General features: G+C 68.2%; 14 protein-coding genes. 5 read left to right on the top strand and 9 right to left on the bottom strand.

Going from position 1 to position 16,287, the window contains the following annotated elements:
* Positions 1–103 precede the first annotated feature (103 nt).
* On the top strand, positions 104–1,300 hold the full coding sequence (locus tag AMK58_RS17470) for an E22 family MetX-like putative esterase (protein ID WP_059399234.1): 1,197 nt from the start codon (positions 104–106) through the stop codon (positions 1,298–1,300).
* A gap of 89 nt (positions 1,301–1,389) precedes the next feature.
* On the opposite strand, the gene AMK58_RS17465 is transcribed toward AMK58_RS17470, so the two are convergent.
* From AMK58_RS17465 to AMK58_RS17455, 3 genes are all read right to left on the bottom strand, one after another.
* Positions 1,390–1,842, bottom strand: coding sequence for a hypothetical protein (locus AMK58_RS17465; RefSeq protein ID WP_035676065.1), 453 nt, complete (start codon positions 1,840–1,842; stop codon positions 1,390–1,392).
* A 221-nt stretch (positions 1,843–2,063) separates the two neighbouring features.
* Entirely contained in the window at positions 2,064–2,468 is a 405-nt protein-coding gene (locus tag AMK58_RS17460) for a response regulator (RefSeq protein ID WP_035676067.1), read from the bottom strand.
* Between the two features lie 18 nt (positions 2,469–2,486).
* Positions 2,487–4,313 carry an extracellular solute-binding protein gene (locus AMK58_RS17455; RefSeq protein ID WP_035676070.1) on the bottom strand — a complete coding sequence of 609 codons (1,827 nt, stop codon included), beginning with the start codon at positions 4,311–4,313 and terminating at the stop codon, positions 2,487–2,489.
* A gap of 206 nt (positions 4,314–4,519) precedes the next feature.
* Here AMK58_RS17455 and AMK58_RS17450 point away from each other — a divergent pair, with 206 nt between their 5' ends.
* Complete coding sequence (locus tag AMK58_RS17450; protein ID WP_236778288.1) at positions 4,520–5,140, top strand: glutathione S-transferase family protein; 621 nt, start codon at positions 4,520–4,522, stop codon at positions 5,138–5,140.
* Positions 5,141–5,201: 61 nt separating this feature from the next.
* Here AMK58_RS17450 and AMK58_RS17445 read toward each other — a convergent pair whose 3' ends face one another.
* The 3 genes from AMK58_RS17445 to AMK58_RS17435 all read right to left on the bottom strand — a co-directional run bounded on the left by AMK58_RS17445 (position 5,202) and on the right by AMK58_RS17435 (position 8,487).
* Positions 5,202–6,308, bottom strand: coding sequence for a TRAP transporter substrate-binding protein (locus tag AMK58_RS17445; RefSeq protein ID WP_059399233.1), 1,107 nt, complete (start codon positions 6,306–6,308; stop codon positions 5,202–5,204).
* Positions 6,309–6,475: 167 nt separating this feature from the next.
* On the bottom strand, positions 6,476–8,101 hold the full coding sequence (locus AMK58_RS17440; protein ID WP_035676076.1) for an alpha-glucosidase family protein: 1,626 nt from the start codon (positions 8,099–8,101) through the stop codon (positions 6,476–6,478).
* A 74-nt stretch (positions 8,102–8,175) separates the two neighbouring features.
* Positions 8,176–8,487: a hypothetical protein gene (locus tag AMK58_RS17435; RefSeq protein ID WP_035676078.1), complete on the bottom strand. Its 312-nt coding sequence runs from the start codon at positions 8,485–8,487 to the stop codon at positions 8,176–8,178.
* A 145-nt stretch (positions 8,488–8,632) separates the two neighbouring features.
* Between AMK58_RS17435 and AMK58_RS17430 the strand changes: the two genes are divergently transcribed.
* Entirely contained in the window at positions 8,633–9,751 is a 1,119-nt protein-coding gene (locus AMK58_RS17430; protein ID WP_035676080.1) for a DNA topoisomerase IB, read from the top strand.
* 3 nt (positions 9,752–9,754) lie between these two features.
* Here AMK58_RS17430 and AMK58_RS17425 read toward each other — a convergent pair whose 3' ends face one another.
* The 3 genes from AMK58_RS17425 to AMK58_RS17415 all read right to left on the bottom strand — a co-directional run bounded on the left by AMK58_RS17425 (position 9,755) and on the right by AMK58_RS17415 (position 14,126).
* Entirely contained in the window at positions 9,755–10,744 is a 990-nt protein-coding gene (locus AMK58_RS17425; protein ID WP_035676082.1) for a small ribosomal subunit Rsm22 family protein, read from the bottom strand.
* 85 nt (positions 10,745–10,829) lie between these two features.
* Positions 10,830–12,779: a methyl-accepting chemotaxis protein gene (locus AMK58_RS17420; RefSeq protein WP_236778287.1), complete on the bottom strand. Its 1,950-nt coding sequence runs from the start codon at positions 12,777–12,779 to the stop codon at positions 10,830–10,832.
* A gap of 267 nt (positions 12,780–13,046) precedes the next feature.
* Positions 13,047–14,126, bottom strand: a complete 1,080-nt coding sequence (locus AMK58_RS17415; RefSeq protein ID WP_059399231.1) for a lytic transglycosylase domain-containing protein — start codon at positions 14,124–14,126, stop codon at positions 13,047–13,049.
* Between the two features lie 343 nt (positions 14,127–14,469).
* Here AMK58_RS17415 and AMK58_RS17410 point away from each other — a divergent pair, with 343 nt between their 5' ends.
* Together AMK58_RS17410 and AMK58_RS17405 are read left to right on the top strand one after the other, a co-directional pair.
* Positions 14,470–15,129 carry a TetR/AcrR family transcriptional regulator gene (locus AMK58_RS17410; protein WP_051140386.1) on the top strand — a complete coding sequence of 220 codons (660 nt, stop codon included), beginning with the start codon at positions 14,470–14,472 and terminating at the stop codon, positions 15,127–15,129.
* Entirely contained in the window at positions 15,126–16,286 is a 1,161-nt protein-coding gene (locus AMK58_RS17405; protein WP_035676099.1) for an efflux RND transporter periplasmic adaptor subunit, read from the top strand. Before AMK58_RS17410 ends, AMK58_RS17405 begins: the two co-directional genes overlap by 4 nt.
* The last annotated feature ends 1 nt before the right edge of the window (position 16,287 follow it).

Raw genomic sequence — 16,287 nt, 5'->3', positions numbered from 1 at the left:
GTTCCCCCAACCGTTTAGGCCGATTGCCCGCCTGGACGGGCAGCCGCACCCTCTTACACTCCCTCCCCGCATCGATAGGGACCTGAGAAACGGGAGGGACGACATGCGTTCTCTGGCGAAACGGCTCGGCGGTCTGGTTCTGGCCGCCGGGCTCTTCTGCGCGGCGCCGGCCCTGGCCTTCGAAGGCCTCGTGGAGAAGAAGGTGTTCGAGATGCCGTCCTACACCACGGTGGGCGGCGGCACGATCAAGAACGTCCGGATCGGCTGGGAAAGCTACGGCAAGCTGAACGACGCCAAGGACAACGTCATCCTCGTCACCCATTTCTTCAGCGGCAACAGCCATGCCGCCGGCAAGTACAAGATGGAGGACCCGGCCCCCGGCTATTGGGATTCCATCATTGGGCCGGGCAAGCCGCTGGACACCGACAAATACTTCATCGTCAGCTCCGACACGCTGGTGAACCTGTCGCCGAAGGACCCGACCGTCACCACCACAGGCCCGGCCAGCGTCAACCCGGACACCGGCAAACCCTACGGCATGAGCTTCCCGGTCGTCACAATCCGCGATTTCGTAAACGTTCAGAAGGCATTGCTGGACAGCCTTAATGTCACGTCTCTGCATGCGGTGATGGGCGGGTCCATGGGATCGCTCCAGGCGCTGGAATGGGGCGCCGCCCATCCGGAGATGGTCAAGCGCGTGGTCGCGGTGATCGGCGGGGCCGAAGCCGATCCCTTCCTGATCGGCTGGCTGAATCTGTGGGCGGCCCCGATCCGCGTCGATCCGAACTGGCAGGGCGGCGATTACTACGGCAAGACGGAGCCCAAGGCCGGGCTGACCGAGGCGCTGAAACTGGTGACACTGCACGCCCGCCATTGGAAATGGGCCGACGCCACCTTCGGCCGCGGTTGGGCGGAGGACGGCAAGGACCCCGCCGCCAGCATGAACAACCAGTACGCCATCGAGGCGTGGCTGGACAAGGCCGCCGCCGCCCGCGCTGCGGTCAGCGACGCCAACCACTTCCTGTATCTGGTGAAGGCCAACCAGACCTTCCTGGTGGGTGGCGGCGGGTCGTTGGACGAGGGGCTGGCGAAGATCAAGGCACCGGTCCTGCTGATCCCGTCCGCCGACGACCTCGTCTTCCCGCCGGAACGCGCCATGCGCCCTCTGAAGGAGCGGCTCGAAAAGCAGGGCGTCGCGGTCACCTACACCGACGCGATCACCACCAGCCTCGGCCATCTCGACGGCATCGCCAACATCGCCAAGGCGGGAGATACGATATCGGCCTTCATGGCGAAGTGACGAACGCAACCGCCCCGCCCGGAGATAACCGCCCGGCGGGGCGTTTTCCGTTTGCTCTCAAGGACCAACGTTCTCAGGGACCAACGTTCTCAGGGACCAACGTAGTGCGGCATCAGCTTGGCCTGTTCGCCGACATAGACGCTGCAGCGACTGTCCTGGCCGTCGAAGAAATACACCTCTCCGGTTTTCCGCTTGTTCTGCGGGTCCGACAGGTTCGCCCCACCGGAGAAGGCGACGCCGTAACGCTTGTCCGGGGTCCGCGCCCAGTAGAAGCCGTCCATCTCCTGCCCGAAGGCACCGCGCTGGCACAGGCGCGACAAGGCGGCGTCGTAGCGGGTGAACCCCTCCAGCCCCTTTGGCAGGCTATAGACCGCTTGGCTGCGCACGTAGCGGGTGCGAGGCGGAATGACCTCTGGGGGAAGCGAGGAGCGATTCAAGGCGCGCAGATGGCCGGGATCGGTCCGCTCGACCCGCATCGGGTCCGCCGCCGCGGGCACAGCCAGCAGCGCAAGCAACAGCGGAACGGCGGCGATGACCTTCATGGGCTGAATGGCGGAACGGGCAAGGAGGACCGGACTTTAGCATGGACTGCTCGTCACTGAGGAGCGGGCACCGGACGATGCCACTGTGCGAGTTGAGAAAATCGTTTCTTTTCAGATGGCTGAGATCATTTCCTCACCTTACTAAATAAAAGAGTCTGCCGTTCTGATTTTTGGAGTGATACCTGATGAAATTTCCTTAATAGACTGTTTTTAAAGGGATTTCATATTCGTTCCCCCTTGCCGTCCAGATAGCGGGTGATCGTCGCCAGGAAGTCCTTCGGCTGGATCGGTTTGGGCACGTGCCCGTCGAAACCGGCGTTGGAAAAGCGCAGCATGTCCGTAGGTGTGGACAGATTGGTCACCGCTACCACCAGCGTGCGTGCCAAAGCCCGGTCGGCGCGGATCAGCCGAACCAGCTCGACACCGGACAGGCCGGGCATCACCACGTCCATGATCACCAGATCGGGATTCAACGCGCGCATCAGGTCGAGCACGCCCCGCGGATCGTCCGTCTCCACAACGCGATGACCGCCCTCCTCCAGACAACGGACCAGCAGTTTGCGCATCAGGGCGTTGTCATCGACGACGAGGATGGTCCGCGTCGCGGTCAGTGATTGAACACTCATGGCAGCCGTCCTGCTTCGTCACGGCGCTTTGCCAGGGCCGGCGGACGAGGCGTCCGACAGCCACCAGGCGTCGAAGGAGATCGAATAGGGCGGCACGGTGTCGGGGCGCTTCAACCGGCTCCAATAGGCCACACGGTAGACGCCGGAGTACCAGTGCGGCACCACGTAATGGTTCCACAGCAGCACCCGGTCCAGGGCCGACACCGCAGCCTTCAAATCCTCCTGGCTGTTGGCGCGGACGATCTCGCCGATCAGATGATCGACCGCCTCGCTGCGCACACCGGCCATGTTCTGGCTTCCCGGACGGTCGGCGAAGGCCGATCCCCAATAGCCGGTCTGCTCGTTCCCCGGCGACAGGGACTGCGGCCAGACATGGACAACCATGTCGAAATCGAAGTCACGCGTGCGGTTCTCGTACTGGGTTGTGTCCACCGTGCGGATGCTGGCGCGGATCCCGAGCCGCTTCAGATTCTCGATGAAGGGCAGCGTCACCCGCTCGAAGGTCGGGCTGTCCAGAAGGATTTCGAAGTCCAGCGGCTTGCCGGTCGCGACGTCGACCCGCACCCCGTTGCGCACGTCGGTCCCCGCCTCGTCGAGCAGCCGCTTGGCCTCCAAGAGGTTGCGGCGCAGCCCGTTCTGGCCCTCCGTGCTGGGCGGGTGGTAGGTCTTCTCGAAGACCTCGGCGGGCACCTTCCCACGCAGCGGCTCCAGGATCGCCAGTTCGCGGCCCTGCGGCAGGTCCCTGGACTGGAGCGGCGAGTTCTCGAAATAGCTCTCCGTCCGTTTGTAGGCGCCGTAGAACAGGGTCTGGTTCGTCCATTCGAAATCGAAGGCGTAGGCGATGGCTTGGCGCACCTTCGGGTTCGCGAAGACCGGGCGGCGCGTGTTGAACACGAAGCCCTGCATGCCCGCCGGCACCTCGTTGGCGATCTCCTCCTTCACCACCCTGCCGTCGCGCACGGCGTCGAAGTCGTAGCCGGTGGCCCAGGTCTTGGCGACATTTTCCTGGCGGAAGTCGTACAGCCCGCCGCGGAAGGCCTGCAGGGCGACGCTGGCGTCGCGGTAATACTCGTAGGCCATGCTGCCGAAATTGTTCCGCCCGACATTCACCGGCAGGTCCCGGCCCCAATAGTCGGCAACCCGCTCATAGGTGATGCCGCGGCCCGGATCGAAGGACGCGATGCGGTAGGGACCACTGCCCAGCGGTGGCTCCAGCGTGGTCGACTGGAAGTCCTTGCCCTCCCAATAATGCTTCGGCAGGACGGGCAGCTGGCCGACGATCATCGGAAGCTCGCGGTTGTCGCCCGGCTTGAAGGTGAAGCGGACGCGGCGCTCCCCCTCCGCCTCCACCTTGTCCACCGCGCCGTAATAGCTGCGGTAGAAGGGATGGCTCTCCGTCAGGATGGTGAAGGAGAACACCACGTCCTCCGCGGTGACCGGCTTGCCGTCGTGCCACCGCGCGCCGGAGCGCAGGTTGAAGGTGATGGAGGAGCGGTCCTCCGGCATCTCCACGCTTTCCGCGAGCAGGCCGTATTCGGTGAAGGGCTCGTCCGCCGACCCGGTCATCAGCGTGTCGTAGATCAGCGCCGCCCCCGCCGCGGGCACCCCGCGCAACGTGAAGGGGTTCAGCGTGTCGAAGGAGCCGATGGCCTGAAGGGTCACCTTGCCGCCCTTCGGGGCGTCCGGGTTGACGTAATCGAAATGCCGGAAGTCCGGCCCATATTTGGGCTCGCCATACAGCGCCATGCCGTGCCGCGCCATGCCCTGCTGTGTCTGCGCGCCCGCCGTTCCGGCCACGGCGGCGGCGATCAGCCCGATCAACAGTCCTGCGGCCACACGGCGCATGCCCCATCCTCCCATCGTTCGCTCCGGGGCGCTCGGCCCCGGTTCCGCTCTGATAACATGTGGGAGGGATGAGGCGGTGCGAAACCCCCTTCCCCACCCCGCGGCATCGCGCCCCGCGATTTGCTCTGGCGTCCCGTCGGGCTTGCGGTCATGGTTTTCGGCAATCCGCGCGGCCAAGCGCGATCAGCATGGAGGGTTCTTCGACCGTGTCCGCCGAATTCACCGTCTACGGCAATGTCAACTCGCAGCCCGCCACCCGCGTCGTCCTGTTCCTGTCGATGGCCGGGGTACCCTTCGCCTACCGCCATGTCGACCTGCGCGGCGGCCAGCAGAAGTCGGCGGATTATCTCGCCATCAATCGCTTCGGCCGGGTACCGACCCTGGTCCATGGGGACCTCAGCATCTCCGAATCGGGCGTCATCCTGACTTATCTGGCGGAAAAGACTGGCCAATTCGGTGGGCGGGACGAGCGTGAGAAGGTCAAGCTGGCGGAGTGGCTGTCCTGGCTGGCCGACGTGCTGCTGCCCGTCCAGCGCGCCCGCGCGGTGCGCAAGTTCAACGGCGACGCCAACGCCCTGCCCTGGATCGACGCGGCAGCGGCCAGCGGGCTCGCCCAGTTCGACCGCCATCTGGCGGGGCGGACCTTCATCGAGGGTGAGCGGGTCACCATCGCCGACATTTTCGCCTTCCCGTGGATCGACCTCGTGGAGGAGTCGAACATCGACATCGCCACCTACCCCAACGTCCAGGCGTGGCATGGCCGCATGCTGACCCGGCCCGGTGCCAAACGCCAGATGGAACTGATGCCGCAGAAGGATGTCGGCTGACGAACAAAAGAAAAGCCCCCAGCCGCGGCGCGGCTGGGGGCCTGTTTTCAGAAAAACGATTTTACTTCTTGGAGCTGTTCGTCGCCATGAAGTTGTCGTAGGGCAGCTCGGCGACGCGGAACCAGAGCTGGGTCTCGTCCAGGAACGGCTTCCAACTCTCGTAGATCGTCTTGAAATTCGGGTTGGTCTTCGCCAACTCGTCATAATACTCGAAGGCGATCTTGTGCGCCTGCTCCATCAGTTCGCGCGGGTAGCCGCGCAGCAAGGTGCCCTTGGCGATCAGGCGCTTCAGGGCCTTTGCGTTCTCCGCATCGTAGCGGGCGATCATGTAGGTGTTCGCCTCGGCGCAGGCTGCCGTCAGGATCGACTGGTACGCCTTGGGGAGCTTCTCCCATTCCTGCAGGTTGACGTAGAGCGAGACGTTCGGCCCGCCTTCCCACCAGCCCGGGTAGTAGTAATACTTGGCGACCTGATGGAAGCCCAGACGCTCGTCGTCGTAGGGGCCGACGAATTCGGTCGCGTCGATGGTGCCCTTTTCCAGCGCCGGATAGACATCCGCGCCGGCGATCTGGGTCGGGGTGGCGCCCATCTTCGACATGATCTGACCAGTGATGCCGGCGATGCGGATCTTCAGCCCCTGGAAGTCCTCGACGGTCTTGATTTCCTTGCGGTACCAGCCGCCCATCTGGGCGCCGGTGTTGCCCGCCGGAAACTGAATGACATTGTAGTTCTTCATGAAGGCGCGCATCAGTTCCAGACCCCCGGCCTGGAACCAGGCAGTGGTCTGACGCGCGTTCGGGCCGAACGGAATGGCCGTGTCGAAGGCGAAGGTCGGGTCCTTGCCGACATAGTAGTAGCCGCAGGTGTGGCCGCACTGGACCGAACCGTTCTGCACGGCGTCGAGCACCTGGAGGCCGGGCACCAGTTCACCGCCCGGGAAGGCGCGGATCTGGAACTTGCCGTCCGTGCTCTCGGCGACGCGGCGGGCGATCAGCTCCGATGCGCCGAACAGGATGTCGGTGCTCTTCGGGAAGCTCGACGCCAGGCGCCACTGGATTTCCGGCTGCGACTGCGCAATGGCCGGCGCGGCCACGCCGGTGACCGCCAGCCCCGCACCCGCGGCCGCGGCGCCCGCACCCGCCGACTTCAGAAACGCACGTCTTTTCACGATTCTTCTCCCGTGGACTCCGCCTTCCCTTTTCGTTTCAAGCGGCCCGTCGGACCACTTGTTGCGAGGGAATTTTCACAACTGTAACAAAGCAGCGTTTTCGTTCCGATTCATCGCACAAAAGCGCATGACAGGTCTACCCTGACCCTACGGATTAGGTGTGCGCCTCAACCACGTCGCCCCAGGAAGGCGGCGAGAGGCGGCAGGACCAGCGTCCGCCCATCGGCGCTGATCTCGGGAACCGACGCTCCCGGCGGGCGCGGCAGGTCGAGGGCAACCATCAGCGGCTTGCGCTTCAGCGCGTATTCCGCCGGCTGGTCGGACAGGTTGAAGACGGCCAACAGGCTTTCGCCCTCGGCCGTCCGCTCGAAGGCGAGCACGCTGCCGGCCTCCTCCACCGCCGCCACGCTGCCCTGAGTCAGCGCCGGATGGCGGCCGCGCAGCCGCAGGGCGTTCCGCCAAACGTCGAGCGGGCTACCGGGGCGCCGTTCCTGCACGTCGACCGCCAGGGTGTGGTGAATTTCGGCCACCGGCAGCCAGGTCTCGACCGCGCTTGAGAAACCGGCATTGGCGACGCCGGACCGCCAGGGCATCGGCGTGCGGCTGCCGTCGCGTCCCTGGAAGTCGGGCCAATAGGCGATGCCGAAGGGGTCGCGCAGATCCTCCGGCTCCAGCACTGCGTTCGGCAGCGCCAGTTCCTCCCCCTGATAGAGGCAGACGGTGCCGGGAAGCGTGGCGAACAGGGTGGCGAGCAGAGCGTTGAAGCGCTCCGGATCGGCGCCGGGGGGCAGCCAGCGGCTGGCGGCGCGCTCGACGTCGTGGTTGGAGAAGCTCCAGCAGATCGCCTCCGGCTGCGGCGTGCCGGTCAGCGCCCCGGCGAAGTTCTGCGCGGTGAAGGGCTGCTTGGCCAGCGACAGGGTGTAGGCGGCGTGCAGTCCCTGCGGCCCGCAATAGGCGGCGATGCGCCGCGCCGCGCCCGGCTGGCTCGACAACTCGCCCAGCAGCACCCGGTCGGGATAGCGATCCACGACGACGCGCAGCCGGGCCAGCACGGTGTGAATGGCCGGGTGCATCATGTCGTAGAGATGCTGTTGCAGGGCGAACAGCTTGGCCGGCGGCTCCGCCCCGCCCCAGGCCGCCGCGGGGTTGGAGCGCAGTTGCGGGTCGTGGGCGAAGAAGTCCACCGCGTCGATGCGGAAGCCGTCCACCCCACGCTCCAGCCAGAAGGCCGCCGTGTCGTCGAGCGCCTGGAGCACCGCCTCGTCGTGCAGGTTCAGGGCGGGCTGGCTGGACAGGAAATGGTGCAGATAATACTGGCGCCGCCGCGGCTCCCACGTCCAGGCTGGACCGCCGAACACCGACAGCCAGTTGTTGGGCGGCGTCCCATCAGGGCGCGGGTCGGCCCAGACGTACCAGTCGGCGAACTCTCCGTCGCGCGACCGGCGGCTGGCGCCGAACCAGGGGTGCGCGTCCGACGTGTGGCCGCAGACCAGATCAAGGATCACCTTCAGCCCGTGGCCGTGCGCCGCCTCGATGATGCGGTCCACCGTCTCCAGCCGGCCCATGCGCGGGTCGACCGCCCGGTGGTCGGTGATGTCGTAGCCGAAGTCCTTCTGCGGCGACGGGTAGAAGGGGCTGATCCACACCCCCTGCACGCCGAGCGACGCCACATGGCCGAGGCCGTCCAGCACGCCGTCCAGATCACCCCAGCCGTCGCCGTTTCCATCAAGAAAGCTGAGGGGATAGATCTGGTACAGCGCGGAACCGCGCAGCCACGAAGACGCCTGGGACATAAGGACCCTCCACAACAGACTTGTGGAAAGGGTCCCCCCATAGCCCTAACGATCGGTTACCGAGCCGGTTTTGGTCACGGCTTCCGAGCGTCCGGCGATGGCGTCAGGCGCAGCCAGGGCGCCCAGGCCTGCCGCACCGCGTCGCTCCACAGCCGCATCGGTGCCATCCACAGGGCCAGCATCGGGTTGGCATTGGCGAGGGCCGGGTTGAGCAGCGGGTTGGCCGAGGCCAGCAGCGCCGGTCCCATCATCCCGCGCAGCGCGTCGAAGGAGGGCGTGGCGGTGATCTGCACGGCGATCGTCTCGGACCCACGCTCCGGGTCGTCCCGGTGCAGGATCTGGATGTCCAGATTCGGCAGGGCGGCGGTCAGCTTGATCTCGTCCATCGTCCTCTTCCCTTCGGTGCCGGCGGGTCGCTTGGCCGGGGCCATGGTCGCCGAACGGCGTGCGCGCCGCAACCATGCAACCAAAAGCCGGCACGGATGTTTCCCGCTGGCAGCCGAAGGGCTGGCAACCGATGGGGATTCCAGCATGGACGGAGTGACGGTCATCGATCCCCGCACCGACGCGGAGGAGGCCGCGGCCTGCGCCGGCCTGAGCTACGTCTGCGACGACGAGCCGGGCATCCGGCGGCGCCGCGCCGGCAAGGGCTTCTCCTACCGCTGGCCCGACGGCACGCGGGTGACCGAGGAGGACACGCTGGAGCGCATCCGCAAGCTAGCGATTCCCCCGGCCTACCGCGGTGTCTGGATCTGCCCGGACCCGGACGGCCATCTCCAGGCCACGGGGCGTGACACGCGCGGGCGCAAGCAGTACCGCTACCACCCGCGCTGGACCGAGATGCGCGAGGGCACGAAGTTCGGGCGGATGCTCGACTTCTGCCGCGCCCTGCCGGCCATCCGCCGTCAGGTGGACGGCGACCTCGCCCGCCGTGGCCTGCCGCGCGAGAAGGTGCTGGCCGCCGTGGTGCGGCTGCTGGAGACCACGCTGATCCGCGTCGGCAACGAAAGCTACGCGCGGGAGAACAGCAGCTACGGCCTGACCACCCTGCGCGACGACCACGCCGACATCGAGGGGACCGAAATCCGTTTCACCTTCAAGGGCAAATCCGGAAAGGAATGGAACGTCGCGCTGAAGGACCGCCGCCTCGCCCGCGTCGTCCGCGCCTGCCGCGACGTGCCGGGGGACGAGTTGTTCCAGTATGTCGACCGCGACGGGCAGCGCCACGCGGTGAGTTCCGGCGACGTGAACGAGTATCTGCGCGCCGCCACGGGCCAGGACTTTACCGCCAAGGACTTCCGCACCTGGGCCGGCACCGTTCTGGCCGCCATGGCGCTGCGTGAGTTCGAGAGTTTCGACAGCGCCGCCAAGGCCAAGCGCAACGTCACCCACGCCATCGAGCAGGTGGCCGCCCGCCTCGGCAACACCGCCAGCGTCTGCCGCAAGAGCTACGTCCATCCCGAGATTCTGGACGCCTATCTGGAGGGCAACCTGCTGGACTCCCTGACCCGTGAGGTCGAGACCGAACTGCGCGAGGAGCTTCCCGAACTGGAGGCCGAGGAGGCCGCCGTGCTGGCCTTCCTGCGCGGCCGGCTGGAGCGCGAACGCCGGTCCCGCGCCAGCGAGAGCCGGCGGCGGCGCGTGGCGTAGGGTCTAGGACTCCGGCTGGTCCGGGGCGGACAGGCCGTCGCCCCAGTCCAGCCGGCGCGCGGCCTTGAAGGCGGCGCCGTCGCGCTTGCCGAGAATCCGCTCCGTCCGGGTGCCGTCCCGGCCGCAGAGCTTGAAGCCGATGCGTCCGTTTCCGGCGCTCCAGGGCGGTGCGATGATGCGGGCCTCGGGGCGGGTACCGGGCTGGCGGGAGGCGGCGATGTAGACGAACTTCTCGTCTTCCCATGGCACCTCCGCCCCCTTGGCCATGCGATGCAGGCGGGAACGGGCGACCCGGCGGGAGAAATGGCACCAGTCCGGTGCCGCCAGCGGACAGGCAGCGCTATGCACGCAGGGCGCCACCAAATGGGCACCGGCGGCGACCAGCCGCTCCCGCGCCCGGATGATCCGCGCCCAGCCGGCCGGCGTGCCGGGCTCCACGATCAGCAGCGTCCCGGCGGTGAGCGACCACAACCGGTCGACCAGCCGGTCGCGCGCCGGCTCCGCCAGTTCGTCCAGCACATAGGCCAGCGTCACCAGATCGCGCGGTTCCAGTCCAGGCAGGTCACCCGTGGCGTCGCCGGCCCGCCATGCGATTCGCGCCGCCGGCGCCGCTTGCGACAGCGTCTCGCCGACCGCGCGGATGGCAGGGCTGCCCTCGATCAGCAGGGCATCGTCCAGGCTGGCCCAGCAGTCGGATGCCGCCCAAAGCGCTGTTCCCGGCCCGGCCCCGACGTCCAGGGCGGTGACCGGCGCGAAGTCGGGAAGCGCCTCGGCCACCGCCTCCATGCTGGAGCGGACGGCGGCGAAGGTGGCCGGCAGGCGGGTGGCGAGATAGGCCCGCGCCGCCAGATCGTCCGACAGGTGGAAACGCCCGTCCCGCACCTCCGCCCGGTAGCGTTGGGAGAGGCGGTCCGCCGCGCGCTTCAGGTCGGACAGGGCGATGCCGTCGAGCGCGCGGTCCACCGCGTGGCGGAGCGAGGGGGGAAGTTCCATGGGTCCGGAGGGGCAGGCGTGGTCTCGTTCCGCCTGTTAGCACGCCACCCGCCCCGCGCACACGGACAAAACAGGGAACCGGCGCTTACGCCCGCACCTGCCGCAGGAAATCGTCCACCGCGCCGTTCAGGGTGCCGGCCAGCTCCGACAGGCGGTCGGCCGCCCCCATCATGGCGTCGGCGGAGCGCCCGGTGTCCACCGCCACCCGGCTGACGTCGCCGATGTTGGACGACACGTCGGTGTTCATGCACTCCACGATGCGCACGTTGTGGGTGATCTCCGAGGTGGCCTGGCGCTGCTGCTCGACCGCCGCGGCGATGCCGCTCACGCTCTCGCCGATGACGCCAATGGTGGAGCCGATGCGGGCGATGGCGTCCACCACCCCCATGGTCGATTGCTGGATGCCATGGACCAGCGTGGCGATCTCCTCCGTCGAGGAGGCGGTCTGGGAGGCGAGCGCCTTCACCTCGGTGGCGACGACGGCAAAGCCCTTGCCGGCGTCGCCGGCCCGCGCCGCCTCGATGCTGGCGTTGAGCGCCAGCAGGTTGGTCTGCTGGGCGATGGCGGTGATGATGGCGACCACCTCGCCGATCTTCTGGGCGGAATCCGACAGGCCCTTGGTCAGGCCATCGGCGCGCCGGGATTCGGCGACGGCGTCCTCCGCCACGCTGCGCGACTGGGCGATCTGCCGCCCGATCCCGTCGATGGAGGCGGAGAGCTGCTCGCTGGCCGAGGCCACGGCGCCGACGTTGCTGGTCGCCGTGCCGGCGGCGTCCGCGGCGGCGCGGGTGCGCTGCGCGGTGTCCGACGCCATGCCGGCCACCGCGCGGGCGGAGCCGGTGACCTCCTCCGCCGCCACGGACAGGGAGCCGGCCACCGCCTGGACGGTGCGCTCCAGCCCGTCCGCCAGTTTCGCCATCAGGGCGCGGCGTTCCTCCTCGGCGCGGCGCTCCTGGTCGCGGCGCGTCTCCTCCGCCCGCTGGCGGGCGTCCAGCGCCTCGCGGAACGCCTCGACCGCGCCGTGGATGTCGGCGATCTCGCGCAGGGGCGAGGGGCGCAGGGGCACCGCGCCCTCGCCGCGGGTCAGCGCCTGGAGCGCCCGGCTGGCGTCGCGCACCGGCTGCATGATGAAACGGTACCCCAGCAGCATGTTCAGGCCACCGATCAGCCCGATCAGCACGAAGGCACCCAGCGCGATCAGCGTCAGCCGGTCGAGCACCGCGGTCAGCGCCGCCGCTCCCTCCTGACTGCGCGCGGTCACCGCGTCCGAGGCGGCGTTCATCCCCTGTACCAGCCCGTCGACCAGCGTCCGGACCTCCTGGTTGTGGGCGTGGGCGTCGGTGGTCAGGCGCAACGTTTCGGTGCGCTGCGTGAAGGCCTCGTCGAGTGCGGCGAAGGACGCGATGTCGTCGGCGACACTCTCGAACTCGTCGGCGGATGGCAGATGCCGGCGCAGCTCCATGGCCTTGGCCATGTGCTCGCGGAACTGGCGCAGGTCGTTGCCGACGGCCGGCGGGTAGAGCTGGGACGGCAGGCGGGTCAGCAGGAACTTGGCGTCGCGGATCGTCGAGAAGAGCGTGGCGAGCGCCTGCTCATCCGCCGGCTGCGTGGTCGCGCGCATCGCCGCCGACAGGCCGCGGGCGATGTCGCCCGACAGGCTTTCCGCGCGGCTGATGTTGAAACCGAACTTCTTGTCCAGCGCCTCGACCTTGGCACCGATGGCCGCGGCCTCCCGGCTCGCCGCGACCGCCTTGACGACGGTCTGCGCGATCTCCGGCGCGGCGTTGGCCGACATCCGCGCGGCGTGGGCGTCCAGGCTGGTCAGCGCGTCGCCGCGCGTCGCCTCGTCGCCGCTGACGATCACCGCCTCGCCCAGCTTGGCGAGCCGCTCGGCCTCCAGCGCGATCCTCTGGTTTTCGGCCACCCGCTGCGCCAGTTCGGCGTTGCCGTCGGCGATGCGCGTCGCCTCCATGGCGGTCATGCCGCCGAACACCGCCAAAGCGGCCACCACGACGCCCGCAATCAGGCAATCCACCACAACGACTTGAAAGGTCGAGCGTTTTGCCCGTTCACCTGCACCGGATACCATCTCCACACCTCATCCGCAGCGTTCCCCCGAACTCTTCGTTCTTCCGGATGGGCGGCACTGGGCGGCTCCTCCGGGGCTTTATTGTTTGAGTACCTATATGCTCGGGGATGTGGGGGTGAGGCTATTGTGGAAAACCGAAGACGGCGCCCGACCGTCCGGTGGGCGCCGCCTCTGGTTGTTGCCGATGCTGTGAGACGGAAGCGGACGAGGCCGTTACAGGCCGGCGCCTTCCCCTCCGGCCAGAGCGACGCAGACGCGGTCCCGGCCCTCCAGGCTGCCGCAGCCGCCGCTGCGCTGGGACACGAAGCGGATGACCACCCGTTCCCCCTTGCCGACCGCGTGGGGCGGCAGCATCGCCTCGGCGACCAGGGTTTCCACCGTCCGCGACGGTGTCCGTCCGGAGCGGGCCGCGGTCGGCGCATCCCGGTCGGTGGCGGCGACGAATTCCGCGGGCGGACGGGCTTCGCCACGGCCACTCGGCTCCACCACCAGCGGAGCCGGGCGGGGTTCCAGGGCGGCCACGGCGATCGGCGCGAGAGCGGCCGGGGTCTGCGGCACCGGCGCCACCGGTTCCGGAACCACCGCGGCGACGGCCACCGGCTCCGGAGCCGCCGGCTTGACGGCGGGCTTGGCGGCCACCGCCACGGGCGGCGGCGTGGGGGCGCTCGCCGGAACGATGGCGACCTCGATCGCACTAGCGCCCGCCGCCTGCGACGGCTCGCGCGGCGCCGCGCCGCGGAGATTTGGCGTCAAGGCTGCGATGTACATCCGGGTTTCGCGCGGCAGCCTCTGCTTGCCCGCGAGGTGCGAGGCGTAGCAGGCCGGGCCGCAATTGTAGGCGGCGACGAAGCCCGGCGCGCCGAACAGGTCGTACATCTCCCGCAGATAGGCGGTGCCGGCCAGGATGTTGTCGCGCGGGTCCGACGGATCGGAGCCCAGCCCGTATTGCGTGCGCATCATATCGTAGGTGCCGGGCATCACCTGCATCAGCCCGATGGCGCCGGCGTGGCTGGTGATGGTGCGGCCGTTCACGACGGAACGCCCGCCGCTCTCGCGCATCATCACGGCCCTGATCCACTTCTCCGGCACGTCGAACCGCTCCGACGCCTCACGCATGTGGGGGACCCAGCGGCCGAGCGGATCGTTCGGATCAATCGGGACGACGGCCACCTCCGGGGCCTTGACGGCAAGCTCCGCCGTTTCCGGAGCGTTCGAGGCGCAACCCGCCAAGCCGAGGGCGAGAATCAGGGCGGCACCGGCGGTGCGAGCCGCGGTGAAGTCACGATAAGCCACGAGGAGGGGTCCGTGCTGATTGCACAAAGATCGAAAGCGTTACCCTCTCTTTGCGATGTAATGGTGCCTGCTGTCAAGCAACAAGGCGGGTGTAATGTCCTGATTCCACGGTCTTTCCCTTTTTCATAGCCCCTTTGGAATGGTTTTCAGGTAAATGCTGTTCATCCGTTTTCGCCCTTTTTCTGTCCCGGCCGACACTGTTGCGATCTTTGCCAAGGCAGGCGAGAGACCGATTCCTGTCACGCCCTAAACTTGCAGGGCCGATCACCGCAGCCCCCTCAACCACTTGACTTTACAAAGGTCAGTCCATATTGAATGAACATTCATTTATAGCCGCATGCCGATGCCCGACAGCTCTCCCCTTCCCCCCTCCCGCCGGTCCCGGCGCAAGGAGGCCCGCCCCGCCGAGGTGATCGAGGCGGCGCGCGACCTGTTCATCTCGCGCGGATTTGCCGCAACCAAGCTGGAGCATGTCGCCCGCAGGGCCGGCGTCAGCGTCGGGCTGCCCTACCTCTATTTCGAGAACAAGGAAGGGCTGTTCAAAGCCGTCGTCCGGCAGTCCATCCTGCCGCAGTTCCAGATGGGCGAAGACCTGCTGGACAGCTTCACCGGCAGCAGCGAGGAGTTCCTGCGCGGCCTCGCCCGCGGCTTCTGGGAGATGGAGCAGAGCCCCAACGCCGGTCTGTCGAAGCTGGTCATCGCCGAGGCGCAGAACTTCCCCGACCTCGCCCGCTTCTACATGGAGGAGGTCGTCCTGCGCGGGCGGCGCTTCTTCACGCGCATCCTGCGCCGCGGCATCGAGCGCGGGGAGTTCCGGCCCGTCGATGTCGAGCAGATGGCCCGCGTCATCGCCGCCCCGCTCAGCATGCTCTCGCTGTGGAACCATTCGCTGCGGCCCTTCGAGCCGGATCCCGCCGCGGCCTCCGCCGAATCCTACCTCGACGCCTATCTCGACCTCGTCCTCGCCGGGCTGAGAGCCGAACCCAAGGACCGCACCCCATGATCGACGCCGCCCGTTCCGATGGTCCCGCCGCCAAGCCGCGGCGCCGCCTGCTGCTGCCCCTGCTGATCGTCGGGGCTCTGGCCGCGGGCGGCGTCGCCTGGAGGACCACGAGCAGCCACGACGCGGTCTCCCCCGCCGCGGCCAACCTGCCCCCGGCAGAGCGGGCGGTGGAGTTGTCGCCCGTCGAACTGACCCGCATGGCCCCGCGCCGCCTGACCGAGCTGGTGCGGCTCAGCGGCTCCGTGAAGCCGATGGAGCAGTCCATGGTCAAGTCGGAGGTCGCCGCCCGGCTGGTCGAGGTGCCGCTGCGCGAGGGGCAGGCCGTCCGGAAGGGCGAGGTGCTGGCCCGCTTCGACACGGTGGAGCTTCAGGCCAAGCTGGACGAGAAGCTGAGCAACCTGGAAGGCGCCAAGGCGCAGCTCGTCCTGGCGGACAAGACCCGCGCCAAGAATCTGGCTCTGCGCCAGAAGGACATCGTGTCGGAAACCAACATGGATCAGGCGCAGAGCACCTTCCGCTTCCAGCAGGCTGCCGTCGCGGCGCTGGAGGCCCAGGTGGACCTCGCCCGCAAGGCGCTGCGCGACGCGGTGGTGGCGAGCCCGATCGACGGAATGGTGGCCGAGCGGGCGGTCAACCCCGGCGAGACGCTGGCGGTCAACGCCAAGATGTTCTCCGTCGTCGACCTCAGCCGCGTCGAGGTCGAGGCGGCGGTGCCCGCCGACGACGTGGCCCGGCTGAAGCCCGGACAGACCGTGCGGCTGCGCGTCGAGGGCTTCGGCGAACGCGACTTCGTCGGCCAGATCGCCCGCATCAACCCGATGGCCCGCGCCGGCACCCGCGCCATCCCCGTCTACATCGTCCTCGACAACGCCGACGGGGCCCTGCGCGGCGGCATGTTCGCCGCGGGCGACGCGATGGTCGACGAGGTGGAGGGCGCCTTCGCCCTGCCCCCGGCGGCCGTCCGCCACGACCAGGACGGCACCTTCGTGCTCGTCGTCTCCGGAGGCCGGGTGGAGCGCCGCAAGGTCGAGGTGCTGGGCGCCTGGTCGCGCGGCGATCTCGTGCAGGTGCGCGGGCTGGCCGACGGCGACCTGGCGGTGACCGCCCCCCTGCCCGGCCTGACCGCCGGGCGGGCCGTCACGGTCATGGGTTCATAAG

The organism is Azospirillum brasilense, assembly GCF_001315015.1.
Lineage (GTDB): Bacteria > Pseudomonadota > Alphaproteobacteria > Azospirillales > Azospirillaceae > Azospirillum > Azospirillum brasilense.
This window is presented reverse-complemented; position numbering and strand designations above follow the sequence as displayed.

What these genes read in the sequence shown, in the direction of transcription:
- AMK58_RS17470 (WP_059399234.1), top strand. Translation starts at nt 104, where the DNA reads ATGCGTTCTCTGGCGAAACGGCTCGGCGGTCTGGTTCTGGCCGCCGGG.
- AMK58_RS17465 (WP_035676065.1), bottom strand. Translation starts at nt 1,842, where the DNA reads ATGAAGGTCATCGCCGCCGTTCCGCTGTTGCTTGCGCTGCTGGCTGTG.
- AMK58_RS17460 (WP_035676067.1), bottom strand. Translation starts at nt 2,468, where the DNA reads ATGAGTGTTCAATCACTGACCGCGACGCGGACCATCCTCGTCGTCGAT.
- AMK58_RS17455 (WP_035676070.1), bottom strand. Translation starts at nt 4,313, where the DNA reads ATGCGCCGTGTGGCCGCAGGACTGTTGATCGGGCTGATCGCCGCCGCC.
- AMK58_RS17440 (WP_035676076.1), bottom strand. Translation starts at nt 8,101, where the DNA reads ATGTCCCAGGCGTCTTCGTGGCTGCGCGGTTCCGCGCTGTACCAGATC.
- AMK58_RS17435 (WP_035676078.1), bottom strand. Translation starts at nt 8,487, where the DNA reads ATGGACGAGATCAAGCTGACCGCCGCCCTGCCGAATCTGGACATCCAG.
- AMK58_RS17430 (WP_035676080.1), top strand. Translation starts at nt 8,633, where the DNA reads ATGGACGGAGTGACGGTCATCGATCCCCGCACCGACGCGGAGGAGGCC.
- AMK58_RS17425 (WP_035676082.1), bottom strand. Translation starts at nt 10,744, where the DNA reads ATGGAACTTCCCCCCTCGCTCCGCCACGCGGTGGACCGCGCGCTCGAC.
- AMK58_RS17410 (WP_051140386.1), top strand. Translation starts at nt 14,470, where the DNA reads ATGCCCGACAGCTCTCCCCTTCCCCCCTCCCGCCGGTCCCGGCGCAAG.
- AMK58_RS17405 (WP_035676099.1), top strand. Translation starts at nt 15,126, where the DNA reads ATGATCGACGCCGCCCGTTCCGATGGTCCCGCCGCCAAGCCGCGGCGC.